General features: G+C 71.2%; 20 protein-coding genes. 9 read left to right on the top strand and 11 right to left on the bottom strand.

What is annotated here, in order from left to right:
- Positions 1–4: 4 nt before the first annotated feature.
- From KZC50_RS06355 to KZC50_RS06340, 4 genes are read right to left on the bottom strand one after another with little or no spacing between them, the layout of a single operon-like run.
- Positions 5–991: an LLM class F420-dependent oxidoreductase gene (locus tag KZC50_RS06355; protein ID WP_310891046.1), complete on the bottom strand. Its 987-nt coding sequence runs from the start codon at positions 989–991 to the stop codon at positions 5–7.
- Between the two features lie 4 nt (positions 992–995).
- Complete coding sequence (locus KZC50_RS06350; RefSeq protein WP_310891045.1) at positions 996–1,943, bottom strand: DNA-methyltransferase; 948 nt, start codon at positions 1,941–1,943, stop codon at positions 996–998.
- A complete protein-coding gene (gene lplAB, locus KZC50_RS06345; RefSeq protein ID WP_236967228.1) occupies positions 1,940–2,989 on the bottom strand; it encodes a lipoate-protein ligase LplAB in 1,050 nt (349 codons plus the stop codon). Before lplAB ends, KZC50_RS06350 begins: the two co-directional genes overlap by 4 nt.
- A gap of 23 nt (positions 2,990–3,012) precedes the next feature.
- Positions 3,013–3,879 (bottom strand): alpha/beta hydrolase, encoded by an 867-nt coding sequence (locus tag KZC50_RS06340; protein ID WP_310891044.1) that lies wholly within the window; start codon positions 3,877–3,879, stop codon positions 3,013–3,015.
- Between the two features lie 60 nt (positions 3,880–3,939).
- Between KZC50_RS06340 and KZC50_RS06335 the strand changes: the two genes are divergently transcribed.
- Positions 3,940–4,416 carry a MarR family winged helix-turn-helix transcriptional regulator gene (locus KZC50_RS06335; RefSeq protein WP_197272942.1) on the top strand — a complete coding sequence of 159 codons (477 nt, stop codon included), beginning with the start codon at positions 3,940–3,942 and terminating at the stop codon, positions 4,414–4,416.
- A 5-nt stretch (positions 4,417–4,421) separates the two neighbouring features.
- Complete coding sequence (locus KZC50_RS06330; protein WP_375294586.1) at positions 4,422–5,741, top strand: MFS transporter; 1,320 nt, start codon at positions 4,422–4,424, stop codon at positions 5,739–5,741.
- 7 nt (positions 5,742–5,748) lie between these two features.
- Here KZC50_RS06330 and KZC50_RS06325 read toward each other — a convergent pair whose 3' ends face one another.
- From KZC50_RS06325 to KZC50_RS06305, 5 genes are read right to left on the bottom strand one after another with little or no spacing between them, the layout of a single operon-like run.
- Positions 5,749–6,999 carry an FAD-binding protein gene (locus KZC50_RS06325; RefSeq protein ID WP_310891043.1) on the bottom strand — a complete coding sequence of 417 codons (1,251 nt, stop codon included), beginning with the start codon at positions 6,997–6,999 and terminating at the stop codon, positions 5,749–5,751.
- Positions 6,996–7,907 carry an aldo/keto reductase gene (locus KZC50_RS06320; protein ID WP_310891042.1) on the bottom strand — a complete coding sequence of 304 codons (912 nt, stop codon included), beginning with the start codon at positions 7,905–7,907 and terminating at the stop codon, positions 6,996–6,998. Before KZC50_RS06320 ends, KZC50_RS06325 begins: the two co-directional genes overlap by 4 nt.
- Positions 7,904–8,242 carry a hypothetical protein gene (locus KZC50_RS06315; protein ID WP_310891041.1) on the bottom strand — a complete coding sequence of 113 codons (339 nt, stop codon included), beginning with the start codon at positions 8,240–8,242 and terminating at the stop codon, positions 7,904–7,906. Before KZC50_RS06315 ends, KZC50_RS06320 begins: the two co-directional genes overlap by 4 nt.
- Complete coding sequence (locus KZC50_RS06310; protein WP_310891040.1) at positions 8,239–9,477, bottom strand: amidohydrolase; 1,239 nt, start codon at positions 9,475–9,477, stop codon at positions 8,239–8,241. Before KZC50_RS06310 ends, KZC50_RS06315 begins: the two co-directional genes overlap by 4 nt.
- A 46-nt stretch (positions 9,478–9,523) precedes the next feature.
- Complete coding sequence (locus KZC50_RS06305) at positions 9,524–10,570, bottom strand: LacI family DNA-binding transcriptional regulator (protein ID WP_310891039.1); 1,047 nt, start codon at positions 10,568–10,570, stop codon at positions 9,524–9,526.
- Positions 10,571–10,706: 136 nt separating this feature from the next.
- On the opposite strand from KZC50_RS06305, the gene KZC50_RS06300 reads away from it, so the two are divergent.
- The 7 genes from KZC50_RS06300 (at position 10,707) to KZC50_RS06270 (ending at position 19,418) form a co-directional block, all read left to right on the top strand.
- The gene (locus KZC50_RS06300) at positions 10,707–11,105 is read left to right on the top strand and encodes an L-rhamnose mutarotase (protein WP_310891038.1); all 399 of its coding nucleotides are present in this window, start codon (positions 10,707–10,709) and stop codon (positions 11,103–11,105) included.
- Positions 11,102–12,268, top strand: a complete 1,167-nt coding sequence (gene rhaI, locus KZC50_RS06295) for an L-rhamnose isomerase (RefSeq protein ID WP_301133919.1) — start codon at positions 11,102–11,104, stop codon at positions 12,266–12,268. The genes KZC50_RS06300 and rhaI overlap by 4 nt, the downstream gene beginning before the upstream one ends.
- 4 nt (positions 12,269–12,272) lie before the next feature.
- Positions 12,273–13,133 (top strand): alpha/beta hydrolase fold domain-containing protein, encoded by an 861-nt coding sequence (locus KZC50_RS06290; protein ID WP_310891037.1) that lies wholly within the window; start codon positions 12,273–12,275, stop codon positions 13,131–13,133.
- Positions 13,130–15,166: a bifunctional aldolase/short-chain dehydrogenase gene (locus tag KZC50_RS06285; RefSeq protein WP_310891036.1), complete on the top strand. Its 2,037-nt coding sequence runs from the start codon at positions 13,130–13,132 to the stop codon at positions 15,164–15,166. Before KZC50_RS06290 ends, KZC50_RS06285 begins: the two co-directional genes overlap by 4 nt.
- Entirely contained in the window at positions 15,163–16,644 is a 1,482-nt protein-coding gene (locus KZC50_RS06280; RefSeq protein ID WP_310891035.1) for a rhamnulokinase, read from the top strand. The genes KZC50_RS06285 and KZC50_RS06280 overlap by 4 nt, the downstream gene beginning before the upstream one ends.
- Complete coding sequence (locus tag KZC50_RS06275; protein WP_310891034.1) at positions 16,641–17,624, top strand: serine hydrolase domain-containing protein; 984 nt, start codon at positions 16,641–16,643, stop codon at positions 17,622–17,624. Before KZC50_RS06280 ends, KZC50_RS06275 begins: the two co-directional genes overlap by 4 nt.
- Positions 17,625–17,792: 168 nt before the next feature.
- Positions 17,793–19,418 carry an MFS transporter gene (locus KZC50_RS06270; protein ID WP_310891033.1) on the top strand — a complete coding sequence of 542 codons (1,626 nt, stop codon included), beginning with the start codon at positions 17,793–17,795 and terminating at the stop codon, positions 19,416–19,418.
- Positions 19,419–19,491: 73 nt separating this feature from the next.
- Here the strand turns inward: KZC50_RS06270 and KZC50_RS06265 are convergent, their stop codons facing one another.
- Positions 19,492–20,022, bottom strand: a complete 531-nt coding sequence (locus KZC50_RS06265; protein WP_310891032.1) for a gluconokinase — start codon at positions 20,020–20,022, stop codon at positions 19,492–19,494.
- Positions 20,019–21,257 carry a D-mannonate dehydratase ManD gene (gene manD, locus KZC50_RS06260; RefSeq protein ID WP_310891031.1) on the bottom strand — a complete coding sequence of 413 codons (1,239 nt, stop codon included), beginning with the start codon at positions 21,255–21,257 and terminating at the stop codon, positions 20,019–20,021. Before manD ends, KZC50_RS06265 begins: the two co-directional genes overlap by 4 nt.
- Position 21,258 lies beyond the last annotated feature (1 nt).

The raw sequence follows: 21,258 nt of genomic DNA, 5'->3' as shown, positions 1-21,258 counted from the left end.
CGGGTCAGGTCAGCGCGGGGAGGACCTCGCGCTCGAACAGCGAGATGCCGGACCGGTCGTACGCGGCCTCAGGGAAGTAGTGGATGGCGTAGCCGAGGCCGTGCGCCGCGCGCTCGGCGAGACGCTCGGCGACCTGCTCGGGGGTGCCGAACCCGGGCGACGAGCGGTAGTCCTCCTCGATGGCGGCGGCCCGTTCGTCCCCGACGTGCGGACGCAGCCGCTCGACGACGACGCGCAGCCGCTCGGCGGCTTCGGCCTCGGTCGCCCCGACGATCGTGTTGAAGTTCGACGAGCGGGTGATCTCGCCCAAGTCGCGTCCGATCGCGTCGCAGTGCCCCTGCAGCACGGAGCTCTTGTGGTCGAACTCCTCGAGCGACCCGGCGAAGTTCGTGTACGACGCGTAGCGCGCAGCGATCTTCAGGGTCACCTTCTCGCCGCCTCCGGCGATCCACAGCGGGATGCCGCCCTCCTGCAGCGGGGTCGGCCGGACGATCGCGCCGTCGACCTGGTAGTGCTTCCCGTCGAGGGTCGCCGTGCCGGTCGTCCAGGCCTGGTGCATGATGTCGACACCTTCGCGCAGGCGCGCGAGCCGGTCGCCGATCCCCGGGAATCCGTATCCGTACGCGCGCCACTCGTGCTCGTACCACCCGCCGCCGATCCCCATCTCGGCGCGCCCGCCGGAGATCAGATCGACCGTGGCGGCGACCTTGGCGAGGTAGGCCGGGTTCCGGTACCCCATCGAGGTGCACATCTGTCCGAGACGGATGCGGTCGGTCGACGCCGCGAAGGCGGCCATGAGCGTCCACGCCTCGTGGGTGGCCTCCTCGGTCGGCACCGGCACGGTGTGGAAGTGGTCGTAGACCCACAGCGATTCCCACGCCGCGGCATCCGCGCGCTGCGCGATCTCGTTCATCGTCGACCACTGGTCGGCGGGATCGATGCCGACGAGGTCGAGACGCCAGCCCTGGGGGATGAAGATTCCGAAACGCATGAGGTCAGCCTAGGGTCGGAGCGACCTCGGCGTCCGGGATCCGCTCGCGCATCACGGCCACCGCCTCGGGGTTCGCGTCGACGAGGACGGCGTCGCGCCCGAGGGCCGCGGCCACCGCGCCGGTGGTCCCGCTGCCGGCGAAGAGGTCGAGCACCCGGTCGCCCGGACGAGAGGATGCCTGGACGATGCGCCGCAGGATCCCCTCCGGCTTCTGCGTCGGGTACCCGGTCTTCTCGCGTCCGGTGGTCGGGACGATGGTGTGCCACCACACGTCGGTGGGGAGCTTCCCGCGGGCGGCCTTCTCGGCCGTGACAAGGCCCGGGGCCATGTACGGCTCGCGGTCGACGGCGCCGGAGTCGAACCAGTAGCGCGCCGGGTCCTTGACGTAGACGAGGATCGTGTCGTGCTTGGTGGGCCAGCGGCGGCGGGTCTTCGCACCGTAGTCGTAGGCCCAGATGATCTCGTTGAGGAAGCAAGAGCGACCGAAGAGGGCGTCCATGAGCACCTTCGCGTAGTGCGCCTCGCGGTAGTCCAGGTGCAGGTACAGCGTGCCGTCGTCGGCGAGGAGCCGCCACGCCTCGACCAGGCGCGGTTCGAGGAAGCCCCAGTAGTCGTCGAACCGGTCGTCGTAGGTGAGGAGGTCTCCGCGCAGCCGCTCGTACTCCCGCCCGTGGAACCCGCGGCGGACGACGCCCGGAACGGTGCGCGCGGCAGCCCCCGCTCCGGCATCCGTCGCAGCATCCGTCGCTCCGTCCACGGATGCCGGTCGATGCAGCGCCGTTTCGACGGTCTTGGTCTGCGGGCGTCCGGTGTTGAACGGCGGGTCCAGGTACACCACGGTGAAGGCGGCGTCCGGGAGAAACGCCGCGACGGCGAGGTTGTCGCCGTGGTGGATCGTCACGCGCCCGCGCGGTCGGTCCTCGACGATCGGCGATGCCGACACGGAGGTCACGGCACGCGACGCAACCACGCGTCGGTGGCGAACTTGGAGGCGACGAGCGCCTCCGCCTCGGCGTATTCCTCGTCGGTGATACGACCCGCCTCGGCGTTGTAGAGGGATGTGAAGGTCGCCTTCAGCTGCTCGATGATCGCGTCGCGAGGGAGCCCGGTCTGCCGCTTCAGCGGGTCGACGCGTTTGGCGGCGGAGGTCGTGCCCTTGTCGCTGAGCTTCTCCCGCCCGATCCGCAGCACCTCGGTCATCACCTGACCGTCCATGTCGTAGCTGAGGGTCGCGTGGTGGAGCACGCCGCCGTTGGCGAGGCGCTTCTGTGCGGCGCCGCCGATCTTCCCCTGCGGGGAGGCGATGTCGTTGAGCGGCTGGTAGGTCGCCTCGACGCCCAGGGCGCGGAGGGCCTGCAACGCCCAATCGTCGAGGAAGGCGTAGGAGTCGGCGAAGGTCAGCCCCTGGACGAGGGATGCCGGCACCGAGAGCGAATAGGTGACGATCGAGTTCGCGCCCATCATCATCGCGCCGCCGCCGGAGATCCGGCGCACGACGTCGTATCCGTGGCGCGCCGCACCTTCGGGGTCGACCTCGTTGCGCAACGACTGGAACGACCCGATCACCACGGCCGACTCGTTCCACTCCCACAGGCGCAGCGTCGGGCGTCGGCGCCCCTCGCCGACGCGCGCGGTCAGCACCTCGTCGAGGGCGAGGTTCATGCGCGGCGAGAGGGGCCGGTCATGCACGATCTCCCAGTCGAAGTCGCCCCAACCGGGTGCCGTGACGAGCGCGCGGCGCACCGCTGTGCCGACCGCCTCCGGGGTGAAGCCCAGCAGCTGCGCACCCTCGGGGAGAGCGGCGCGGACGGCGGCGGCGATGGTGGCGACATCCGCCTCCACCGGGAGGCCGGTGACCGCGCGGTCGATGTCGTCGAGGGCGGAGTCGGGTTCGAGGAAGAAGTCGCCCGCGAGGTGGAACGCGTCGATGCGCCCGTCACGCTCCTCGAGGTCGACGACCACGAGCTTTCCACCGGGGACCTTGTATTCGCCGTGCACGACAGCCAGCCTAGGACCCCGCGTCAGTCACGGGCGGGGAAGCGGGGGTCGAGCCAGGCGACGAGGTCGGCGCGGACCTCGTCCTGCATGACCTCGTTGAAGATCTCGTGCCGCGCTCCGGGGTAGACGAGGGTGGTCACATCGGTGAACCCCGAGCGGGTGCGGTAGGCCTCGGCGAGCCGGTGGACGCTCCGCGGCCCTCCCACCGTGTCGTCGCGCCCGACCATGAGCAGGGTCGGAAGGTCGCGCGGGAGGTTCCGCGCCGGACGTCCGAACAGCCGCGCGGCCTCCAGCGGACCGAAGAGCTTCAGCAGGGGCTCGGAGGTCGTCAGCGGGTCGTCGAGGAAGGCGCGTCCGACCGCGTGGTCCGACGACAGCCACTCCGTCCCCATCGCGTCGTCCCCCTTCCACGGCGCGTTGAGGTCGCCGGCGTTGAGGCTCCCCGGCGTGCGCAGCGCCGAGCCCGACAGGACGAGGGCGTCGAAGGATGCCGCGTGCCGGTCGACGAGCATCTGCGCGAGGAACGACCCCCACGAGTGCCCGAGGAGGATGAGCGGCAGGTCGGGATGCTCGCGACGGATGCGTTCGGTCAGCGCGTAGACCGCGTCGCGCGCCGCGCGCATGCCTCCAGGCCCCAGCCGACCGAGCTTGCCGGGGTGCCCGTGCTGCACGATGCCCGTGCGACCATGCCCGAGGTGGTCGTCGGCGTAGACGGTGTAGCCGTGCGCGGCGAGCGTCTCGGCGAGCGCCCGGTAGCGACCGGCGTGCTCGCCGACGCCGTGCAGGATCTGCACCACGGCGCGGGCGGTGCCGTCGGCGGGATAGACGTCGTAGAAGATCCGGGTCCCGCGGGCGTCGGTGAAGGAGGACGCGGCGTCGCTGTCGGGCATGGCTCGAGTCTAGGTGCGCGGTTTCTTTAGCAGGGCTAATGAGCTATGCTAAAGAATCGCATGAGCTCCACAGACATCTCCTCCCCCCGCACGACGACCTCCGCCGACGATCCGACGACCCCGCTGTCGTCACCGGCGTCCGATCTCCGCATCGCGACGTTCCGCCTCGCCCGCCGCATGCGCACGCAGCGCGCGGACGACTCGATGAGCGACGGCCAGTTCGGCGTCCTCGCGGCCCTCTGGGTCCACGGCGACCACACCCTCGGTGAGCTGGCAGACCGTGAGCGCGTGTCGGCACCGTCGATGAACCGCACCGTGAACTGCCTGCAGGATGCCGGCTACATCGGCCGGTCCGCCGACGAGAACGACGGCCGGAAGGTCGTGATCTCGCTGACGGATGCCGGGCGCGCGGTCGTCGATGAGACCGCCCGACGCCGCGACGCGTGGGTTGAATCCGCCCTCGAGGACCTCACCGCCGAGGAGCGCGACACGCTTGCCCGGGCCGCCGAGATCATGGGACGGATGGCCGCACGATGAGCGCGATGTTCCGGTCCTTCTCCGTCTTCAACTACCGCGTCTGGTTCATCGGCGCGCTCGTGTCGAACATCGGCGCGTGGATGCAGGCCACAGCGATCAGCTGGGTGGTCCTGACGGAGCTCACGAACAACGACGCCGCCGCCATGGGCGTGACGATGGGCCTGCAATTCGCCCCGCAGCTGCTTCTCGTCAGCGTCACCGGGTGGGTCGCCGATCGTTTCGACCGGCGGCGCCTCCTCATGCTCACCCAGGCCCTGCTGCTCCTCCTCGGCCTCGCGATCGGTGCGCTCCTCCTCGCCGGGGTGATGACGCTTCCACTGATGTACGGCTTCGCCCTCACGCTCGGCGTCATCGCCGCGTTCGACAATCCGGCGCGGCAGGCGTTCGTCTCCGACCTCGTCGCCCGCGAGAACGCCTCGAACGCGGTCGCCCTCAACGCGGCATCCTTCAACAGCGCGCGCATGATCGGACCGGCCGTCGCGGGCCTCATGATCGTCGCCGTCGGCAGCGGCTGGGTGTTCGTCGTCAACGCGGTCACGTTCGTGGGGATGATCGTCGCCCTCATGCTGATCCGGGTCGACCTTCTCGTGCCGCGCGTGAAGGCCCCGTCGGGGGCGCGGCTGGCCGACGGCTTCCGGTACGTCGCGAAGCGTCCCGACCTGGTCGTCGCCTTCAGCATGGTGTTCCTCATCGGCGCGTTCGGAATGAACTTCCCGATCTTCGCCTCGACGATGGCGCTGGAATTCGGCCAGGAGGCCGACGGCTACGGCCTCCTCAGCTCGATCCTCGCCGTCGGGTCCCTCGCGGGCGCCCTGCTCGCCGCGCGCCGCGATCGCGCCCGCATCCGTGTGGTCATCGCGGGCGTCCTCCTCTTCGCGATCGCCGCCACCGTGTCGGCGTTCATGCCGAACTACTGGCTGTATGCCGCAACGCTCATGTTCACCGGCTTCGCCGTCGTCACGATGCTCACCACCGCGAACGGATACGTCCAGACGACGACGGATCCGGCGCTCCGCGGCCGCGTCCTCGCCCTCTACGTGGCGATCCTCATGGGCGGAACCCCGATCGGCGCCCCGATCGTCGGCTGGGTCGCGTCGGAGTTCGGTCCCCGCACCGCGATCCTGCTCGGTGCCGGTGCAGGCTTCGCCGCCTTCGCCGTCGGCGCGATCTGGCTGCTCGCCTCGGGACGTCTGCACAGGCACGAACAGCGCCGGTTCCGCCTCACGATCGACGAGACGCGTCCGCTGTCGGTGGTACGCCCGCAGCCGGAGGACTTCTCCGAAGAGGTCGCCGCCACGAGCCCGATCGCCACTCCTCGCCGCTGACGCCGCGTCAGCCGCGCGGCTCGCGCACCCCGACGCGCTCGAGGTGCGCGTTGGAGAACCGGCCGTCGGGGTCGAGCCGCTCGAACACGGCACGCGCCTCGGCGAGCCGCGGGTGCGCGCGGGCGATCGCGTCGCGCTCCATGAGGTGCAGCTTGCCCCAGTGCGGACGCGCGGCGAAGGGCTCGAGCGCCGCTTCGATGTCGACCAGCAGCGAGCGCACCGCGCGTGGGTGGTTGCCCCAGGTGAAGTGGATCGCCATCACATCCTGACCGGATGCCGGGCTCAGCCACAGGTCGTCGGCAGCGATCGTCCGCAGCTCCGTGATGAACAGCAGCGGCTGGATGCGGGGCGCGAGCGGGCGGAGCGCCTGCAGCGCCGCGGCGGCATGGGGGCGCGCGACGAAATACTCCGACTGGATCTCGTCCCCGAAGGACGGCGTCCCGTCGAGGCGAAAGTGCGGCAGCCGCAGCATCCACGGCCCCGGCACACCGCCGAGCTCGGTGACGTCGGCGAGCCCTCCGAGGGGCTCGGCGGCGGCATCCTGGCGTCCGTCGAGAAGGGCGTCGGGCACCGGATCGTCGTCGCGGTCGAGCCGCGTCTTGACCCAGACGTCGCCGATCGTCTCGTCCTCCCAGCGTGAGAAGACCGAGACGCTGTACCCCGCGCCGGTCACGGCGGACAGGTCGGCGAGCGCGGCATCCCACGTCACCCCCGTATAGACGTCCTGCCGCATCCGGAAGGACGGGACGATGTCGAGGGTCAGCGCGACGACGATGCCGTAGGCGCCGAGTCCGACGACCAGCGCGTCGAAGTCGGCGTCGCCGCGGTGGACCTCGTGCATCTCGGCGTCCGCGCCGACGTACCGCAGCATCCGCACGTTCGCGGCGAGGTTCCGTTGCGCGTCCCCCGAGCCGTGCGTCCCGGTCGCGGTGGCGCCGCCGACGTTGATGTGCGGGAGCGAGCCCATGTTCGACAGCGCCCAGCCGCGCTCGTCGAGCCACGCGGCGAGCACGCCGTAACGGATGCCGGCACCCACGGTGACGGTCCGCTGCGCCTCGTCGAGCGCGAACTCGGCGGGAAGGGCCGTGACGTCGACCAGGGTGCCGGCGGTGTCCGGGAGGTCGGTGAAGGAGTGCCGGGTCCCGAGCGCCCGCACCCGCCCCGGGGCAGCGACGAGCGCCCGGAGCGCGTCGACGGTCTCCGGCGTCTCGATCCGCGGCGCGGTGTACGAATACGTCCCGGCCCAGTTGCGCGTCATGCTGCCCAGCTTCCGTGGAGCGCGTCGAGCTCCGGCCAGATCTCGCCGGGAACCTCCACGGCAGCCAGCTGGTCGAGGGCCGCAAGGCGCGCCCGGGTCTTGACTCCGACCACGGTCGAATCGACGAGGGGCGAACGGAGGGAGAAGTGCAGCGCCACGGCGGGAAGCTCCACCCCGTGGGCTCGGCACAGCTTCTCGAGCTGCGCGAGCCGCGCGATGATCTCCGGCGACGGCTCACGGTAGGTGTAGGTCGACGTCGCCCCCTTGACCAGGATGCCGCTGGCGAACGGGGCCGCGTTGAACACCGTCATCCCCCGCTCCTGCGCCGCGCGGAACAGCGGGGTCGCGCTCTGGTCGAGCAGGGTGAAGCAGTTGTGGCTGAGCACCGCGTCGAAGACGCCGGTGGCGACGTACTCGCGCATCTCGTCCACCGGGTAGGTGGCGATGCCGATCGCGTCGACGACGCCCGCGTCGCGGAGTTCGCGCAGGCCCTCGACCGCGCCGTTCGGAGCCATCGTCTCCGAGACGCTCACTGCATACGGGTCGTGCAGGTGCAGGAGCGGCAGTCGATCGACGCCGAGCCGTGCGGTGCTCTCCTCGAACGAACGCAGGACGCGGTCGCGGTCGAAGGCGCCGGTGACAGGGTCGACGTCGACCTTCGTGATGACACGGGTGGCGGCATCCGCATCCGCATCTGTATCCGCTTCGCGGAGCGCGAGCCCGATGACGGCCTCCGAACGGCCGTCGGAGTAGTTGTTCGACGTGTCGACATACGCGTGTCCCGAGCGGAGCAGGGCGACGGCGTCGGCCACCACCTCGGCCTCTTCCGGGCTGCCGGGCACCGTTCCCCGCCCGAGCCCCGAGGTGCCGAGGGTGAGCGGGCTGACGGTCGTGGCGATGCGGGTCATCGTCTCTCTTCTCTCTCGGGTGCTTCGCCCGTCGGTCGCAGGCGTCCCCGGCCGAACGGCAGCGCCGGCGCGCGGTACTCCCACGTCCGGCGGTCCCCCGCGGGGATCGCGGCCTCGGCGTCGCCGAAGCGCCACCCCCGCGAGAAGAGGAACACCCCGAGTGCGGCATCCTCGTCGTCGGGGAGCTGCCACGTGCCCACGCCCCACTGCGTCGGCTGACCGCGGCCGGCGATGACGAGGGTCGGACGGATGCCGGCGTACAGCGCGAACCAGGGGCGGCGGAGCGTCAGCTCCACCCGCCGGGTCGGACGCGCGGTCGCGCCGGTGTCGGTCATGCCGTCCACGAGGAGCGGCCGAAGCGCTCCCACCGCTCGACGATGCGCGGAAGCCCCTGGTCGTCCGCGGGCTCGACCATGGGACGCCCGCCTATGAAGACCTGCTCGACGCGGGAGTCCAGGGCCAGTGGGTCACCCGACCACAGCACGACATCGCCGTCGCGTCCGGTCTCGAGCGCGCCGACGCGGCCCTCGAGCCCGAGGATGGCGGCGGGGTTCACCGTCAGCGCGCGGAGCGCCGTCTCGGGCGGCAGTCCCTCGCGGACGGCGAGGATCGCCTGCAGGCGCAGCTGGTCGATCGGGACGACCGGGTGGTCCGTGGTGATCGCCACGGTGACGCCGGCCTCGGCGATGAGGGCGAGGTTGCCGATGGCGCGGTCGCGCAACTCGACCTTCGAGCGCGAGGTGAGCATCGGACCGAAGATCACCGGGATCTGCTTCTCGGCGAGCACGTCGGCGATCTTGTGCCCCTCGGTGCCGTGGTTCACGACGAGGCGATAGCCGAACTCCTCCGCGAGGCGGATGGCGGTGGCGATGTCGTCGTGGCGGTGGCAGTGCTGGTCCCAGACCAGATCGCCGTCGAGCACGGCGGCGAGCGTCTCGTTGGTGAGGTCGCGCTCGAACGGTTCACCGGCGGAGGCCGCGGCGGCGCGCTTCTCGGCGTAGGTGCGTGCCTTCACGAAGGCCTCGCGGAGCACCGCGGCGACGCCGAGCCGCGTCGAGGGCGTCTGCTTCTTGTCGCCGTAGACGCGCTTGGGGTTCTCGCCGAGCGCGGACTTCACCGACACGTCGTATGCGAGGAGCTGCTCGTCGACCGTGCGCCCGCCCCACGTCTTGATCGCGACCGTGCGCCCGCCGATCGGGTTTCCGGAACCGGGCTTGATGACCGCGGTCGTCACGCCGCCGCGAAGGGCGTCGCGGAAGCCGACCTCCTCGATGTCGATGCCGTCCAACGCCCGGAACCGCGCGCCGTTCGGATCGGTCATCTCGTTCGTGTCGTCGCCGGACCAGCCCTCGCCGTCCTCGTGGACGCCGAGGTGGCCGTGCGCCTCGACGAAGCCGGGGAGCACCCACCGCCCGGAGGCGTCGACGACCCGCGCCCCGTCCGGAACGACGGTGTCGGCGCCGCCGACCGCCGTGATGACGCCGTCGACGATGACGACGGTGCCGCCGGGGATCGGGTCTGCGCTTGTGGGAACGACGTGGCCACCGGTGATCGCGAGGTACTCAGTCATCCCTCCACCCTAGGTCGGCGGAGCCGTCCGCGGCCGGTGCGGCCACTCAGCCGCCCGTGGAGGCGCGGACGATCAGCTCGGGACGGAAGCGGATGCGGCGCTCGCCGGCATCCGGACCCGGGCCACCGCCCGGCCCGTGCTCGCCGCCCGCACCCGCGCGCGCGATCTCGGCGAGGAGCAGGTCGACGGCGGTCGCCCCGATCTCGCGGGCGGGCTGGCGGATGGAGCTGAGCGGCACGACGGTGGCCGCGGCGAAGTCGATGTCGTCGTAGCCGATGAGGGCGATGTCCTCGGGTACGCGGATCTCGCCGAGCAGCGCGAAGGACTGCAGCACCCCGACGGCCAGGAGGTCGTTCGCGGCGAACACCCCGTCGGGCCGGGATGCGGCATCCCGTGCGCGGAGCAGATTCCCCGCCTCACGTCCCTGCAGGACCGTGAGCGCGGGCATCTCCATCACGTCGAGGGCGACGTCCGGATGTTCTGCGACCGCCCGACGCGCCCCCTCGAGCCGATCGTGCACCTGGCGGGTCGAGAGCGGTCCCCCGACGAAGGTGATGCGGCGGCGTCCGGCGTCGATCAGGTGCCGCGTGGCGAGGTACCCGCCCTCGACGTCGTCGACGGCGACCGAGGCGAGCGCGTCGTCATCGGCCTCCCGGTCGACGAGCACCACCGGGATGCCGGCATCCTGCAGCCGCACGAGCGAACTCAGGTCCGCGGTGGCGGGGGTCACGAGCACGCCGTTGACCCGCTGCTCGCGGAAGAGATCGACGTAGGCTCCCTCGCGGTCGGCTCGCTCGTCGCTGCTGCCGAAGAGGACGGCGAGGCCCGCCTCGGCCGCCCGCGCCTCTGCACCGCGCGCGACGTCGGCGAAGAAGGGGTTGCCGACGTCCAGGACCACGAGGCCGATGCTGCGACTGCGCCCGGCGCGCAGCTGCCGGGCCGCGTCGTTGCGCACGAAGCCGAGCTCGGCGATCGCCTTCTGCACGCGCTCGACGGTGGCGGGCGCGACCTTCTCGGGATTGTTGAGCACGTTGGAGACCGTGCCCACCGACACGGATGCCGCGGCTGCGACGTCCTTCACTCCGACGGCCACGTGGGTCCCTCTCCGTTGGTGACGTTGTCAGAAGTGTAGGGCGCTTGCGTTCGTCGGCCGCGGGCCTTATCTTTGAAACGATTCACGACGCCGCGCCGAATGTCGGACCGCGTCGCCCCGACAAGGAGCGCCTTCGATGACGAACACGCCGACCCGCACCCCCGCGCGCGTCTGCTTCGAGCTGCGGATCGATCCCGCGCGGATCGACGAATACATCGCTCGGCACACACCGGTGCGCGCCGAGATGCTCGCCGAGATCGCGGCCGCCGGCCGACGCAACTACTCGCTCTTCCTCGCACCGGGCGGGCGTCTCATCGGCTACTACGAGACCGACGACGACGACGCGGCGCAGGCCTACCTCGCCGCCTCCCCCATCGCCGCCGCGTGGGAGGCCGAGATGGCCCCCTTCTTCGTGGGCCTCGACGGCCGCCCCGATCAGGCGGCCACCCCGCTGACGGAGATCTTCCACCTCGCAGACCAACTCGCCGCCTCGACCGGGGGATCGGCATCCGACGACGAAAGAGACGCATCGTGAGCATCCTGTCCGCCGACATCCAGTCCCAGCTCGCCGGGCAGGGCATCGAGCTGCCCTCCTGGGCCTTCGGGAATTCCGGCACCCGCTTCCGCGTGTGGACCACCGAGGGGACGCCCCGCGACCCGTTCGAGAAGATCGCCGATGCGGCCGAGGTGAACCGGGTGACCGGCCTCGCGCCGAGCGTCGCCCTGCACATCCCGTGGGACAAGGTCGACGACTTCGGCGCCCTCCGCCGTCACGCGGAAGACCTCGGAGTCGCACTCGGGACGATCAACTCCAACACGTTCCAGGACGAGGACTACAAGTTCGGCGCACTCACCCACGAGGACGACCGCATCCGCCGGAAGGCCGTCGACCACCACCTCGAGTGCATCGACGTGATGGACGCGACCGGATCGCGCGACCTCAAGATCTGGCTCGCCGAGGGGTCGAACTACCCCGGCCAGACCGACATGCGCGCCCGCCAGGACCGTTTGAACGATTCGCTCCGCACCATCTACGAGCGCCTCACGGGCGACCAGCGTCTGGTGCTGGAGTACAAGTTCTTCGAGCCGTCGTTCTACCACACCGACGTTCCCGACTGGGGGACCTCCTACGCGCAGGTGGCCACCCTCGGCGACCGCGCCATGGTGTGCCTGGACACCGGACACCACGCCCCCGGCACGAACATCGAGTTCATCGTGATGCAGCTGCTCCGCCTCGGGAAGCTCGGCTCGTTCGACTTCAACTCGCGCTTCTACGCAGACGACGACCTCATCGTGGGCGCCGCCGACCCCTTCCAGCTCTTCCGGATCCTCGTCGAGGTCATCCGCGGCGGGGGCCTCAACAACCCCGATGTCGCGTTCATGCTCGACCAGTGCCACAACATCGAGGCGAAGATCCCCGGCCAGATCCGCTCGGTGCTGAACGTGCAGGAGATGACCGCGCGTGCCCTGCTGATCGATCAGCCCGCACTGCAGGCCGCGCAGTCGGCGAACGACGTGCTCGGCGCGCAGGCGGTGTTCATGGATGCGTTCTACACCGACGTCCGGCCGGCCCTCGCGGAATGGCGCGCGTCGCGCGGCCTCCCCGCCGACCCGATGGCCGCCTATGCGGCATCCGGCTATCAGCAGAAGATCGAGGCCGAGCGCGTCGGCGGCACGCAGGCCGGCTGGGGAGCCTGACCCCGTGACCTCCTCGACCGAACCGCGCACCGCAGCCGGGGGCCTCGTCCGGGTGTACCCCGCGACGGCGCCGAACGGCACGGGGCTCGTCTGGGCGCACGGCGGTGGCTTCGCCGCGGGCGACCTCGACATGCCCGAGGCGGATGCCGTGTCCCGCGCCCTCGCGGCGGCGGGTACGACGGTGGTCTCGGTCGATTACCGGCTCGCGCCGCCCCCCGCGGAATGGGCGGCGGGGATGGGCGTCGCGCCTCGCGGCGGTGACGTCTTCCCCGCGGCATCCGACGATGTCCTCGCCGCGTGGACCTGGACGCTCGCGCACGCAGCGACCCTCGGGATCGACCCCGCGCGGCTCGCGCTCGGCGGCGCGAGCGCCGGCGCGAACCTCGTCACCGGCGCCGTGCTGCGGATGCCGGGGGCGGGCGTGGCGGCGCCCGCGCTCCTCGTGCTGGCGTATCCGACGCTCCTCGCCGTACAGCCGGAGCCGGATGCCGCTCTCCGCCGCGCGCTCGACGCCGACCCCGACGCCGACCGTTTCGGACCCGACGTGGTCCGGGGGATGTACGAGAACTACCTCGGCGGCCCGGTCGACGACGCGCCGCTCGCCGCCGTGCCGGGGCTCGCCACCGCCGCCGACCTCGCGGGATTCCCCTCCATCCTCATGATCAACGGCGACGTCGACGAGCTGCGGGTCTCGGGCGAGGTCTTCGCCGCCTCGCTCGCCGCGGCCGGACGCCCCGTGGAGGTCGTCGTCGAACCCGGCACGACCCACGGGCACCTGAACCGCCCCGACGAACCGGCCTTCGCCCGTTCCCTCTCCCGCATCACCCACGCCCTGACCTCCCTCCAGACCCGAAGGACACCATGACGAATCCCGCAGTCGCCGACCTGATCGCCCGGTCCAACCGGCTCGGCTCCGACCCGAAGAACACCAACTACGCCGGCGGGAACACGTCCGCCAAGGGCACCGAGATCGACCCCGTCACGGGCGAACCGGTGGAGCTGCTGTGGGTGAAGGGCTCCGGGGGCGACCTCGGCACCCTCACCGAGCAGGGCCTCGCGGTGCTGCGCCTGGACCGTATGCGCGCCCTGGTGGATGTGTACCCGGGCGTGGAGCGCGAGGACGAGATGGTCGCCGCGTTCGATTACTGCCTGCACGGCAAAGGCGGTGCGGCTCCCTCCATCGACACCGCGATGCACGGCCTGGTGGATGCCGCGCACGTGGACCACCTGCATCCGGACTCGGGTATCGCGATCGCGACCGCCGCGGACGGGGAGGCGTTGACGGCGCAGATCTTCGGGGAGAAGGTCGTGTGGGTGCCGTGGCGGCGTCCCGGGTTCCAGCTGGGCCTGGACATCGCGGCGATCAAGGCCGCGAACCCGCAGGCGATCGGGTGCATCCTCGGCGGGCACGGGATCACCGCGTGGGGTGAGTCGTCCGAGGAGGCCGAGCGCAACTCCTCCTGGATCATCGCCACCGCCGCCGAATACCTCGACACCCACGGCAAGGCCGACCCGTTCGGAGGAGTTCGGCCCGGCTTCGCCGCGCTCCCCGAGGCCGAGCGCCGCGCGAAGGCCGCCGCCCTCGCCCCCACGATCCGGGGGCTTGCGTCGACGGACAAGCCGATGGTCGGGCACTTCACCGACGCCGAGGTGGTGCTGGACTTCCTCGCGTCGGAGAAGGCACCTGCCCTGGCGGCGCTCGGGACGAGCTGCCCCGACCACTTCCTCCGCACCAAGGTCAAGCCGCTGATCCTCGACCTCCCCGCCGACGCGTCGGTCGACGACGCCATCGCGCGCCTGGTCGAGCTGCACGAGGCCTACCGTGCCGACTACCAGGCCTACTACGACGCCCACGCGACCGCGGAGTCCCCCGCCATCCGCGGCGCGGATCCGCTCATCGTGCTCATCCCGGGCGTCGGGATGTTCTCCTACGGGGCGAACAAGCAGACCGCGCGCGTGGCCGGGGAGTTCTACGTCAACGCGATCAACGTCATGCGCGGCGCCGAGTCGGTGTCCACCTACTCCCCGATCTCGGATGCCGAGAAGTTCCGAATCGAGTATTGGGCACTGGAAGAGGCGAAGCTCCAGCGGATGCCGAAGCCGAAGACCCACCAGGGCCGCATCGCGTTCGTCACGGGTGCGGCATCCGGAATCGGCAAGGCGATCGCCGTGCGCCTCGCCGCGGAGGGCGCGTGCGTCGTCATCGCCGATCTCGATCTCGCCAAGGCCCAGGCCGCCGCGGCGGAACTCGGCGGAACGGATGTCGCGATCGGCGTCGCGGCGAACGTCGCCGACCCCGAGGCCGTCCAGGCCGCGATCGACGCCACCGTCCTCGCCTTCGGCGGCATCGACCTCGTCGTCAACAACGCCGGACTGTCGCTGTCGAAGCCGCTGCTGGAGACCACCGAGAAGGACTGGGACCTGCAGCACGACGTCATGGCCAAGGGATCGTTCCTCGTCGCCAGGGCCGCAGCGAAAGCCCTCATCGCGCAGAAGATGGGCGGCGACGTCATCTACATCTCGTCGAAGAACTCCGTCTTCGCCGGCCCCAACAACATCGCGTACTCGGCGACGAAGGCCGATCAGGCCCACCAGGTGCGTCTCCTCGCCGTCGAGCTCGGCGAGCACGGCGTCCGGGTGAACGGCATCAACCCCGACGGCGTCGTCCGCGGATCGGGCATCTTCGCCGCCGGCTGGGGCGCGAACCGCGCCGCGACCTACGGCGTCGACGAGAAGGACCTCGGCCAGTTCTACGCCAACCGCACGATCCTCAAACGCGAGGTCGTCCCCGAGAACGTCGCCGACGCGGTGTACGTCCTCACCGGCCCCGAGCTCAGCCGCACGACCGGCCTCCACATCCCCGTGGACTCCGGCGTCGCCGCGGCGTTCCTCCGATGACGGAAGCCGCGACGGACGCGACAGCGGCGACGGGCGCGACCGCGGCGGCCGGCGCCACCCGCGCGGTCGCCGCGGTCGACCTCGGGGCGACGAGTGGGCGCGTCATGATCGGGCGCGTGGGCGACGGCATCCTGGAGCTGGAGAGCGTCGCGCGGTTCCCCAACGGCCCGGTCGCCGGGCCCGACGGTCTGCACTGGGACTTCTCCGCGCTGTACGGGCACATCGTCGAGGGCCTTCGCGAAGCGTTCCGGCGGGAGCCGGGCATCGCGAGCATCGGCATCGACTCGTGGGCCGTCGACTACGGGCTCGTCTCCGGCGGCCGCCTCGTCGCCGAGCCGTTCCACTACCGCGACGAGCGGACGGCGGACGGCGTCGAGCGGGTGCACGCCCGCGTGCCGTTCGCGGAGCTTTATCGCCGGAACGGCCTGCAGTTCCTGCCCTTCAACACCGTCTACCAGTTCGCGGTGGAGGAGGGAGTCGACGATGCCGATGCGGCCCTCCTCATCCCCGATCTGGTCGCCTTCCTCCTCACGGGCCGCCGGGTCGCCGAGCGCACCAACGCCTCGACGACCGGGCTCGTCCGGGTCGACACCGGGGAGTGGGACCTCGACCTGCTCGAGCTGCTCGGGCTGCCGGCATCCGTCCTTCCCGCGCTGATCGATCCCGGCGCGGTCATCGGCACGGTTCAGGGCGACCTCGCCGACGCTCTGGGCGCGACGACACCCGTGATCGCGGTCGGCTCGCACGACACCGCGTCGGCCGTCGTCGCCGTTCCGATGACGGATGCCGCGACCGCCGCCTACATCTCGTGCGGGACGTGGGGGCTCGTCGGCGTCGAGCTCGACGCGCCGCTCGTGACGGACGCCGCGCGCGAGGCGGGCTTCACGAACGAGGGCGGCGTGGACGGACGCATCCGCTTCCTCCAGAACGTCGCCGGGCTGTGGCTGCTGAGCGAGAGCATCCGCGCGTGGGAGGCGGACGACGGCGCCGCCATCGACCTGCCGTCGCTGCTGGATGCCGCCGCCGCCGTCACCGGAGAGGTCGCCCTGTTCGACGCGAACGACCCGCGCCTGAGCGCCCCCGGCGACATGCCGGACCGCATCGCGGCGGTGCTCGCCGAGACCGGCGCCGTCGTTCCCCGCGACCGCGCCGCGCTCACGCGGTCGATCGTGGAGAGCATCGCCGCAGCCTTCGCCGACGCCGTCCGCACCGGGGGCGAGCTCACCGGGCGGGCCCTCGAGGTCGTGCACATCGTCGGCGGCGGGTCGCTCAACCGTCTCCTCTGCCAGGCCACGGCCGACCGGACCGGACTCCCCGTGCTCGCGGGTCCCGTCGAGGCGACCGCGCTCGGCAACGTGCTCGTCCAGGCGCGCGCCCACGGGTGGTGCGGGCCCGACGCGACGCTGGAAGACCTGCGTGCCCGGGTGGCGGAGTCCGTTCCCCTCGAGCGCTACGCACCCCGCGGAGACGCCCGATGACCACGACCTACGGCGCCGCATTCGACTGGGCGCGACGGCACGTGGACGCCGGGCGGCTCCCGACCGCGGTGGTCGGGATCGCGACGTCGGCCGGGACCGTCGCCCTCGAGGCGTTCGGTGCGACGGACGGCCGGCCCGCGCGCATCGACGACCACTACCGCCTCTTCTCGATCACCAAGCCGCTGGTGGGGCTGACGGCGGCCCGCGGCATCGAACGGGGCTCGTTCACGCCCGAGACCCCGGTGCGCGAAGCGGTGCCGGACTTCGGCGCCGACCGCGACGACGTCGTGCGGCTCCGCCACCTCGCCTCGCACACCGCCGGCATTCCGGAGCCGCCACTGGACGCCCCGCGGGGCCTCGCGGCGGGACTGCGCGCACCCGGCCGCGACTTCGCCGCGGGCACCGTCTCGCGCTACTCCTCGATCGCGTTCGAGGGCATCGCCGAGATGATCCGGCACGCGAGCGGGGAGTCCTGGGATGCGCAGCTCACCCGGTGGGCGACGGCGATCGGTGCCGATGGGCTCACGCTCGAGGAGGCGTCCGATCCGCACGCGGTTCCGGATGCCGCGGCCGAGGGCGTCGACATGGCGCGCCTGGCCGCCCTCCGGCATCCGGGAGCCGGGTTGATGGGCCGGGCGGAGGACCTCCTGGCGGTCGCCTCGGCGCTCCTGCGCGACCGCGGCGAGATCGTCGCGCCCGCGACGGCGGCGATGATGCGCCGACCGCTGACCGCCGGCATCCCTCGGCTCGAGCCGTACCCGGCCGAGCGCGGGCAGGACTGGGGCTTCACCTGGAACCTGCGCTCACGGGCTCCGGGTCTCATCGACACCGACGTCTACGGGCACGGCGGCTGGTCGGGCACGGAGCTGTGGATCCATCCCGGCGCGGACGTCGCCTGGGTGCTGCTGACGAACCGCGTCCGGCGCCCCGGGGTCGACCCCGACGCCCTCGACAACGCCGTCGTCACCGCCTCCCCCTGACCCTTCCCTTGACCGCGAGACTGCATCCTCCCGTCGAGACAGCACGCGGCGCGCGCAGTCTCGACGGGGAGATGCAGTCTCGCGGCCAGGAGAGGGGCTCAGCGAACCCATAAGAAGGCGCGGCACGGAGACGGTGACAGCGGAGAGATTGCTAGATAATCTAGCGAAGTGCAGAGCTCGGGTAGCCGCCGCTGGGCGGGTCTGGTCTTCATCAGCATCGCGGTGTCGCTCATCATCGTCGACTCCACGATCGTCAACGTTGCGATCCCCGCGATCGTCGACGACCTCGGCATCACCTCCACCCAGGTCCAGTGGGTGCAGGAGGCGTACACCCTCGTCTTCGCGTCGCTGCTGCTGATCTTCGGCTCGCTCGCCGACCGCTTCGGCAGGCGCCGCATCATGCTCATCGGCGTCGTGCTGTTCGTCCTGTCCTCCGTCGCCGCCGCCCTCGCGCCGACCGGCGACCTCCTGATCGCTGCGCGCCTCGTCCAGGGCGTGGGCGGCGCGATGATCCTGCCGACCACACTGTCGCTCATCAACGCGACCTTCCGCGGCCGCGAGCGCGGCATCGCCTTCGCCGTCTGGGGGTCGACCATCGGCGGCATGGCGGCGGTCGGCCCGCTCCTCGGAGGGTGGTTGACGACCGCGTTCTCGTGGCGGTGGGCGTTCGGCATCAACATCCCGCTCGGCATCCTGATCATCATCGGAGTCCTGCTGACGGTGAGCGAGTCGCGGGACGCGCACGCGAAGTCCATCGACATCGTCGGGGGCCTTCTGTCGTTCGTCACGTTCGGGGCACTGGTGTTCGGCCTGATCGAGGGGCGGACGCTCGGCTGGTGGGAGTCCACGGGCGACTTCACCCTGGGCGAATGGACCTGGCCGTTCGCGCTCTCCCCCGTGCCGATCGCCCTCACGGTCGCCGTCCTCGCCGCCGTCGCGTTCGTGGCGTGGGGGCTACGGCGTGAACGTGCCGGGCGGTCGAGCCTGCTGTCGTTCGGACTGTTCCGCATCGGCACGTTCCGCAACGGCAACATCGCCGCCCTCGTCGTCTCGCTCGGCGAGTTCGGCATCATCCTCTCGCTGCCGCTGTGGCTGCAGTTCGTCCTCGGATTCGATGCCCTCCAGACCGGGTTGATCCTGCTGGCACTCGCCGTCGGATCGTTCTTCGCCAGCGGCGCCGCGGGGGCGGCGAGCGGCCGGATTCCGGCGGTGTGGGTCGTGCGTGCGGGGCTGATCGCCGAGATCATCGGCGTCCTGTGGGTGGCGTTCGTGATCGCTCCGGATGCCGCGTGGGGCTGGCTCGTGCCCGCCCTGTTCATCTACGGATTCGGTGTGGGCCTCGCGACCGCCCAGCTGACGGGTGTCATCCTCGTCGACGTGCCGGTCGAACAGAGCGGACAGGGCTCGGGGACGCAGTCCACCGCGCGCCAGGTCGGCTCGGCGCTCGGCATCGCGATCCTCGGCACGGTGCTCTTCACGAGCACGGCCGGCGTGCTGACGTCGTCCCTGAACGACCAGGGCGTTCCCGCGGCGCAGGTCGACCAGGTCGTCTCGCAGGTCGTGGACAGCGCCGGGGGTGCGATCGCCGGCCTCGAGGAGTCTCCCGGCACCGCGCCCCTCGCGGATGCCGCGAAGACGGCGTTCTCGGACGGCACACGCTGGGCCGCCTTCACCGCCGCGGGCTTCCTCGCCGTCGGCCTCGTCGCGACTCTGGCACTCCCCGCCCGCCGCCCCGACGACGACTCGGCGCCCGCGGACGCCCCCGCCGCCGACGCTCCCGCGCCCTCTCCCTGACGCCGAGACTGCATCCTCCGGTCGAGACTGCACGCCGCGCACGCAGTCTCGTCGGGAAGATGCAGTCTCGCGGTCAGGAGAGGGCGGGGACGACCAGGTCCGACTCCAGCACGCGGGAGACGAGGACGTCGGGAGGATCGGCGACATCAAGACGGATGCCGATCTCCGCGGGGCCGAGGGGCTCCAGCGTCGCGCGCTGCGACGCGAGGAGGCCCGGCGGCATGAAGTGGCCCGGACGCTGCTCGAGCCGCTCGCGGAGGAGGTCGACGTCGCCGTCCAGGTGGACGAAGACGACGTCGCCCGCTCGCGCACGCAGCCGATCGCGATAGATCGCCTTCAGCGCGGAGCACGCGACGATCGGCACCTGCCCGGTGTCGAGGATGCCGCGCATGCGGTCGCCGACCCGGTCGAGCCACGGCGCGCGATCCTCGTCGGTGAGCGGGGTCCCGCCCGCCATCTTCTGCCGCGCCTCGTCGGAGTGCAGATCGTCCGCGTCGAGGAACACGCCCCCGATCCGATCGGCCAACGCCGCGCCGAGTGTCGACTTCCCGCATCCCGACACGCCCATGACCACGATCGCCCGCGGCTCGACCCCGCCGCTCACCAGTCGTGGACCGTGCCGTCGAGCAGGCGGTTGTACGGCAGGTAGGCCTGCTCGTAGGGGTACTTCCCCGCCTCGTCGACGTCGAGCTCCACGCCGAGGCCGGGGTTGTCACCGGGGTGCAGGTAGCCGTCGGTCCAGGTGAAGGACTGCTGGAAGACCTGATCGGTCTTCGCGCCGTGGCGCATGTACTCCTGGATGCCGAAGTTGTGGATCGCCAGCCCGAGGTGCATCGCGGCGGCCATCCCGACCGGCGAGATGTCGGTCGGACCGTGCATGCCGGACTTGATCTGGTACATCGCCGCGTAGTCGAGGGTCTTCTTCAGCGGCGAGATGCCACCCATGTGAGTGACCGCGCCGCGGACGTAGTCGATGAGCTGATCGCGGATGATGTCCTTGAAATCCCAGATGGTGTTGAAGATCTCGCCGATCGCCAATGGAGTCGTCGTGTGCTGACGCACGAGACGCAGCGCCTCCTGGTTCTCCGCGGGGGTGCAGTCCTCCAGCCAGAACAGGTCGTACGGCTCGAGGTCCTTCCCCAGGCGCGCGGCCTGGATCGGCGTCATCCGGTGGTGTCCGTCGTGGAGCAGCGGGATGTCGGGACCGAACTCGTTGCGCACCGCCTCGAAGACGCCGGGCAGGTGGTTCAGGTACGCGCGGGTGTCCCAGTCCTCCTCGATCGGTTTGGCACCACGGCGTGCGGGCTCGTGGTCGTAGCGCACCGATGCGTCGCCGACGTCCGCTCCCTGCGCGGCGATGCCGTAGATCGCCTTCAGCGTCGGGACGCCCGTCTGCACGCGGATCGCCTTGTAGCCCTGCTCCTGGTGCGCGCGGATCGAGTCGAACAGCTCCGGAAGCTCTTTGCCGGATGCGTGGCCGTAGGCCATCAGTCCGGTGCGCGACGCACCGCCGAGCAGCTGGTAGACCGGCATCCCGGCGGCCTTGCCCTTGATGTCCCACAGAGCCATGTCGACCGCCGCGATCGCGGCCATCGTCACGGGCCCGCGCCGCCAGTACGCCCCGCGGTAGAGGAACTGCCACGTGTCCTCGATGCGCGACGCGTCCGACCCGATGAGGAGGGGCACCACGTGCTCCTGCAGATACGCGACGACCGCGAGCTCGCGTCCGTTCAGGGTCGCGTCGCCGAGACCGGAGACACCGTCCGCGGTGGTGAGCTTGAGCGTGACGAAGTTCCGATCGGGGCTCGTGACGATCACTTCTGCTTTGTCGATGATCACC

The organism is Microbacterium aurantiacum, assembly GCF_031625015.1.
GTDB lineage: Bacteria > Actinomycetota > Actinomycetes > Actinomycetales > Microbacteriaceae > Microbacterium > Microbacterium aurantiacum.
The sequence above is the reverse complement of the archived record's forward strand: the minus strand, read 5'-3'. Positions and strand labels throughout refer to the sequence as shown.

What these genes read in the sequence shown, in the direction of transcription:
- KZC50_RS06355 (WP_310891046.1), bottom strand. Translation starts at nt 991, where the DNA reads ATGCGTTTCGGAATCTTCATCCCCCAGGGCTGGCGTCTCGACCTCGTC.
- KZC50_RS06340 (WP_310891044.1), bottom strand. Translation starts at nt 3,879, where the DNA reads ATGCCCGACAGCGACGCCGCGTCCTCCTTCACCGACGCCCGCGGGACC.
- KZC50_RS06335 (WP_197272942.1), top strand. Translation starts at nt 3,940, where the DNA reads ATGAGCTCCACAGACATCTCCTCCCCCCGCACGACGACCTCCGCCGAC.
- KZC50_RS06330 (WP_375294586.1), top strand. Translation starts at nt 4,422, where the DNA reads ATGTTCCGGTCCTTCTCCGTCTTCAACTACCGCGTCTGGTTCATCGGC.
- KZC50_RS06325 (WP_310891043.1), bottom strand. Translation starts at nt 6,999, where the DNA reads ATGACGCGCAACTGGGCCGGGACGTATTCGTACACCGCGCCGCGGATC.
- KZC50_RS06320 (WP_310891042.1), bottom strand. Translation starts at nt 7,907, where the DNA reads ATGACCCGCATCGCCACGACCGTCAGCCCGCTCACCCTCGGCACCTCG.
- KZC50_RS06315 (WP_310891041.1), bottom strand. Translation starts at nt 8,242, where the DNA reads ATGACCGACACCGGCGCGACCGCGCGTCCGACCCGGCGGGTGGAGCTG.
- KZC50_RS06310 (WP_310891040.1), bottom strand. Translation starts at nt 9,477, where the DNA reads ATGACTGAGTACCTCGCGATCACCGGTGGCCACGTCGTTCCCACAAGC.
- KZC50_RS06300 (WP_310891038.1), top strand. Translation starts at nt 10,707, where the DNA reads ATGACGAACACGCCGACCCGCACCCCCGCGCGCGTCTGCTTCGAGCTG.
- KZC50_RS06285 (WP_310891036.1), top strand. Translation starts at nt 13,130, where the DNA reads ATGACGAATCCCGCAGTCGCCGACCTGATCGCCCGGTCCAACCGGCTC.
- KZC50_RS06280 (WP_310891035.1), top strand. Translation starts at nt 15,163, where the DNA reads ATGACGGAAGCCGCGACGGACGCGACAGCGGCGACGGGCGCGACCGCG.
- KZC50_RS06275 (WP_310891034.1), top strand. Translation starts at nt 16,641, where the DNA reads ATGACCACGACCTACGGCGCCGCATTCGACTGGGCGCGACGGCACGTG.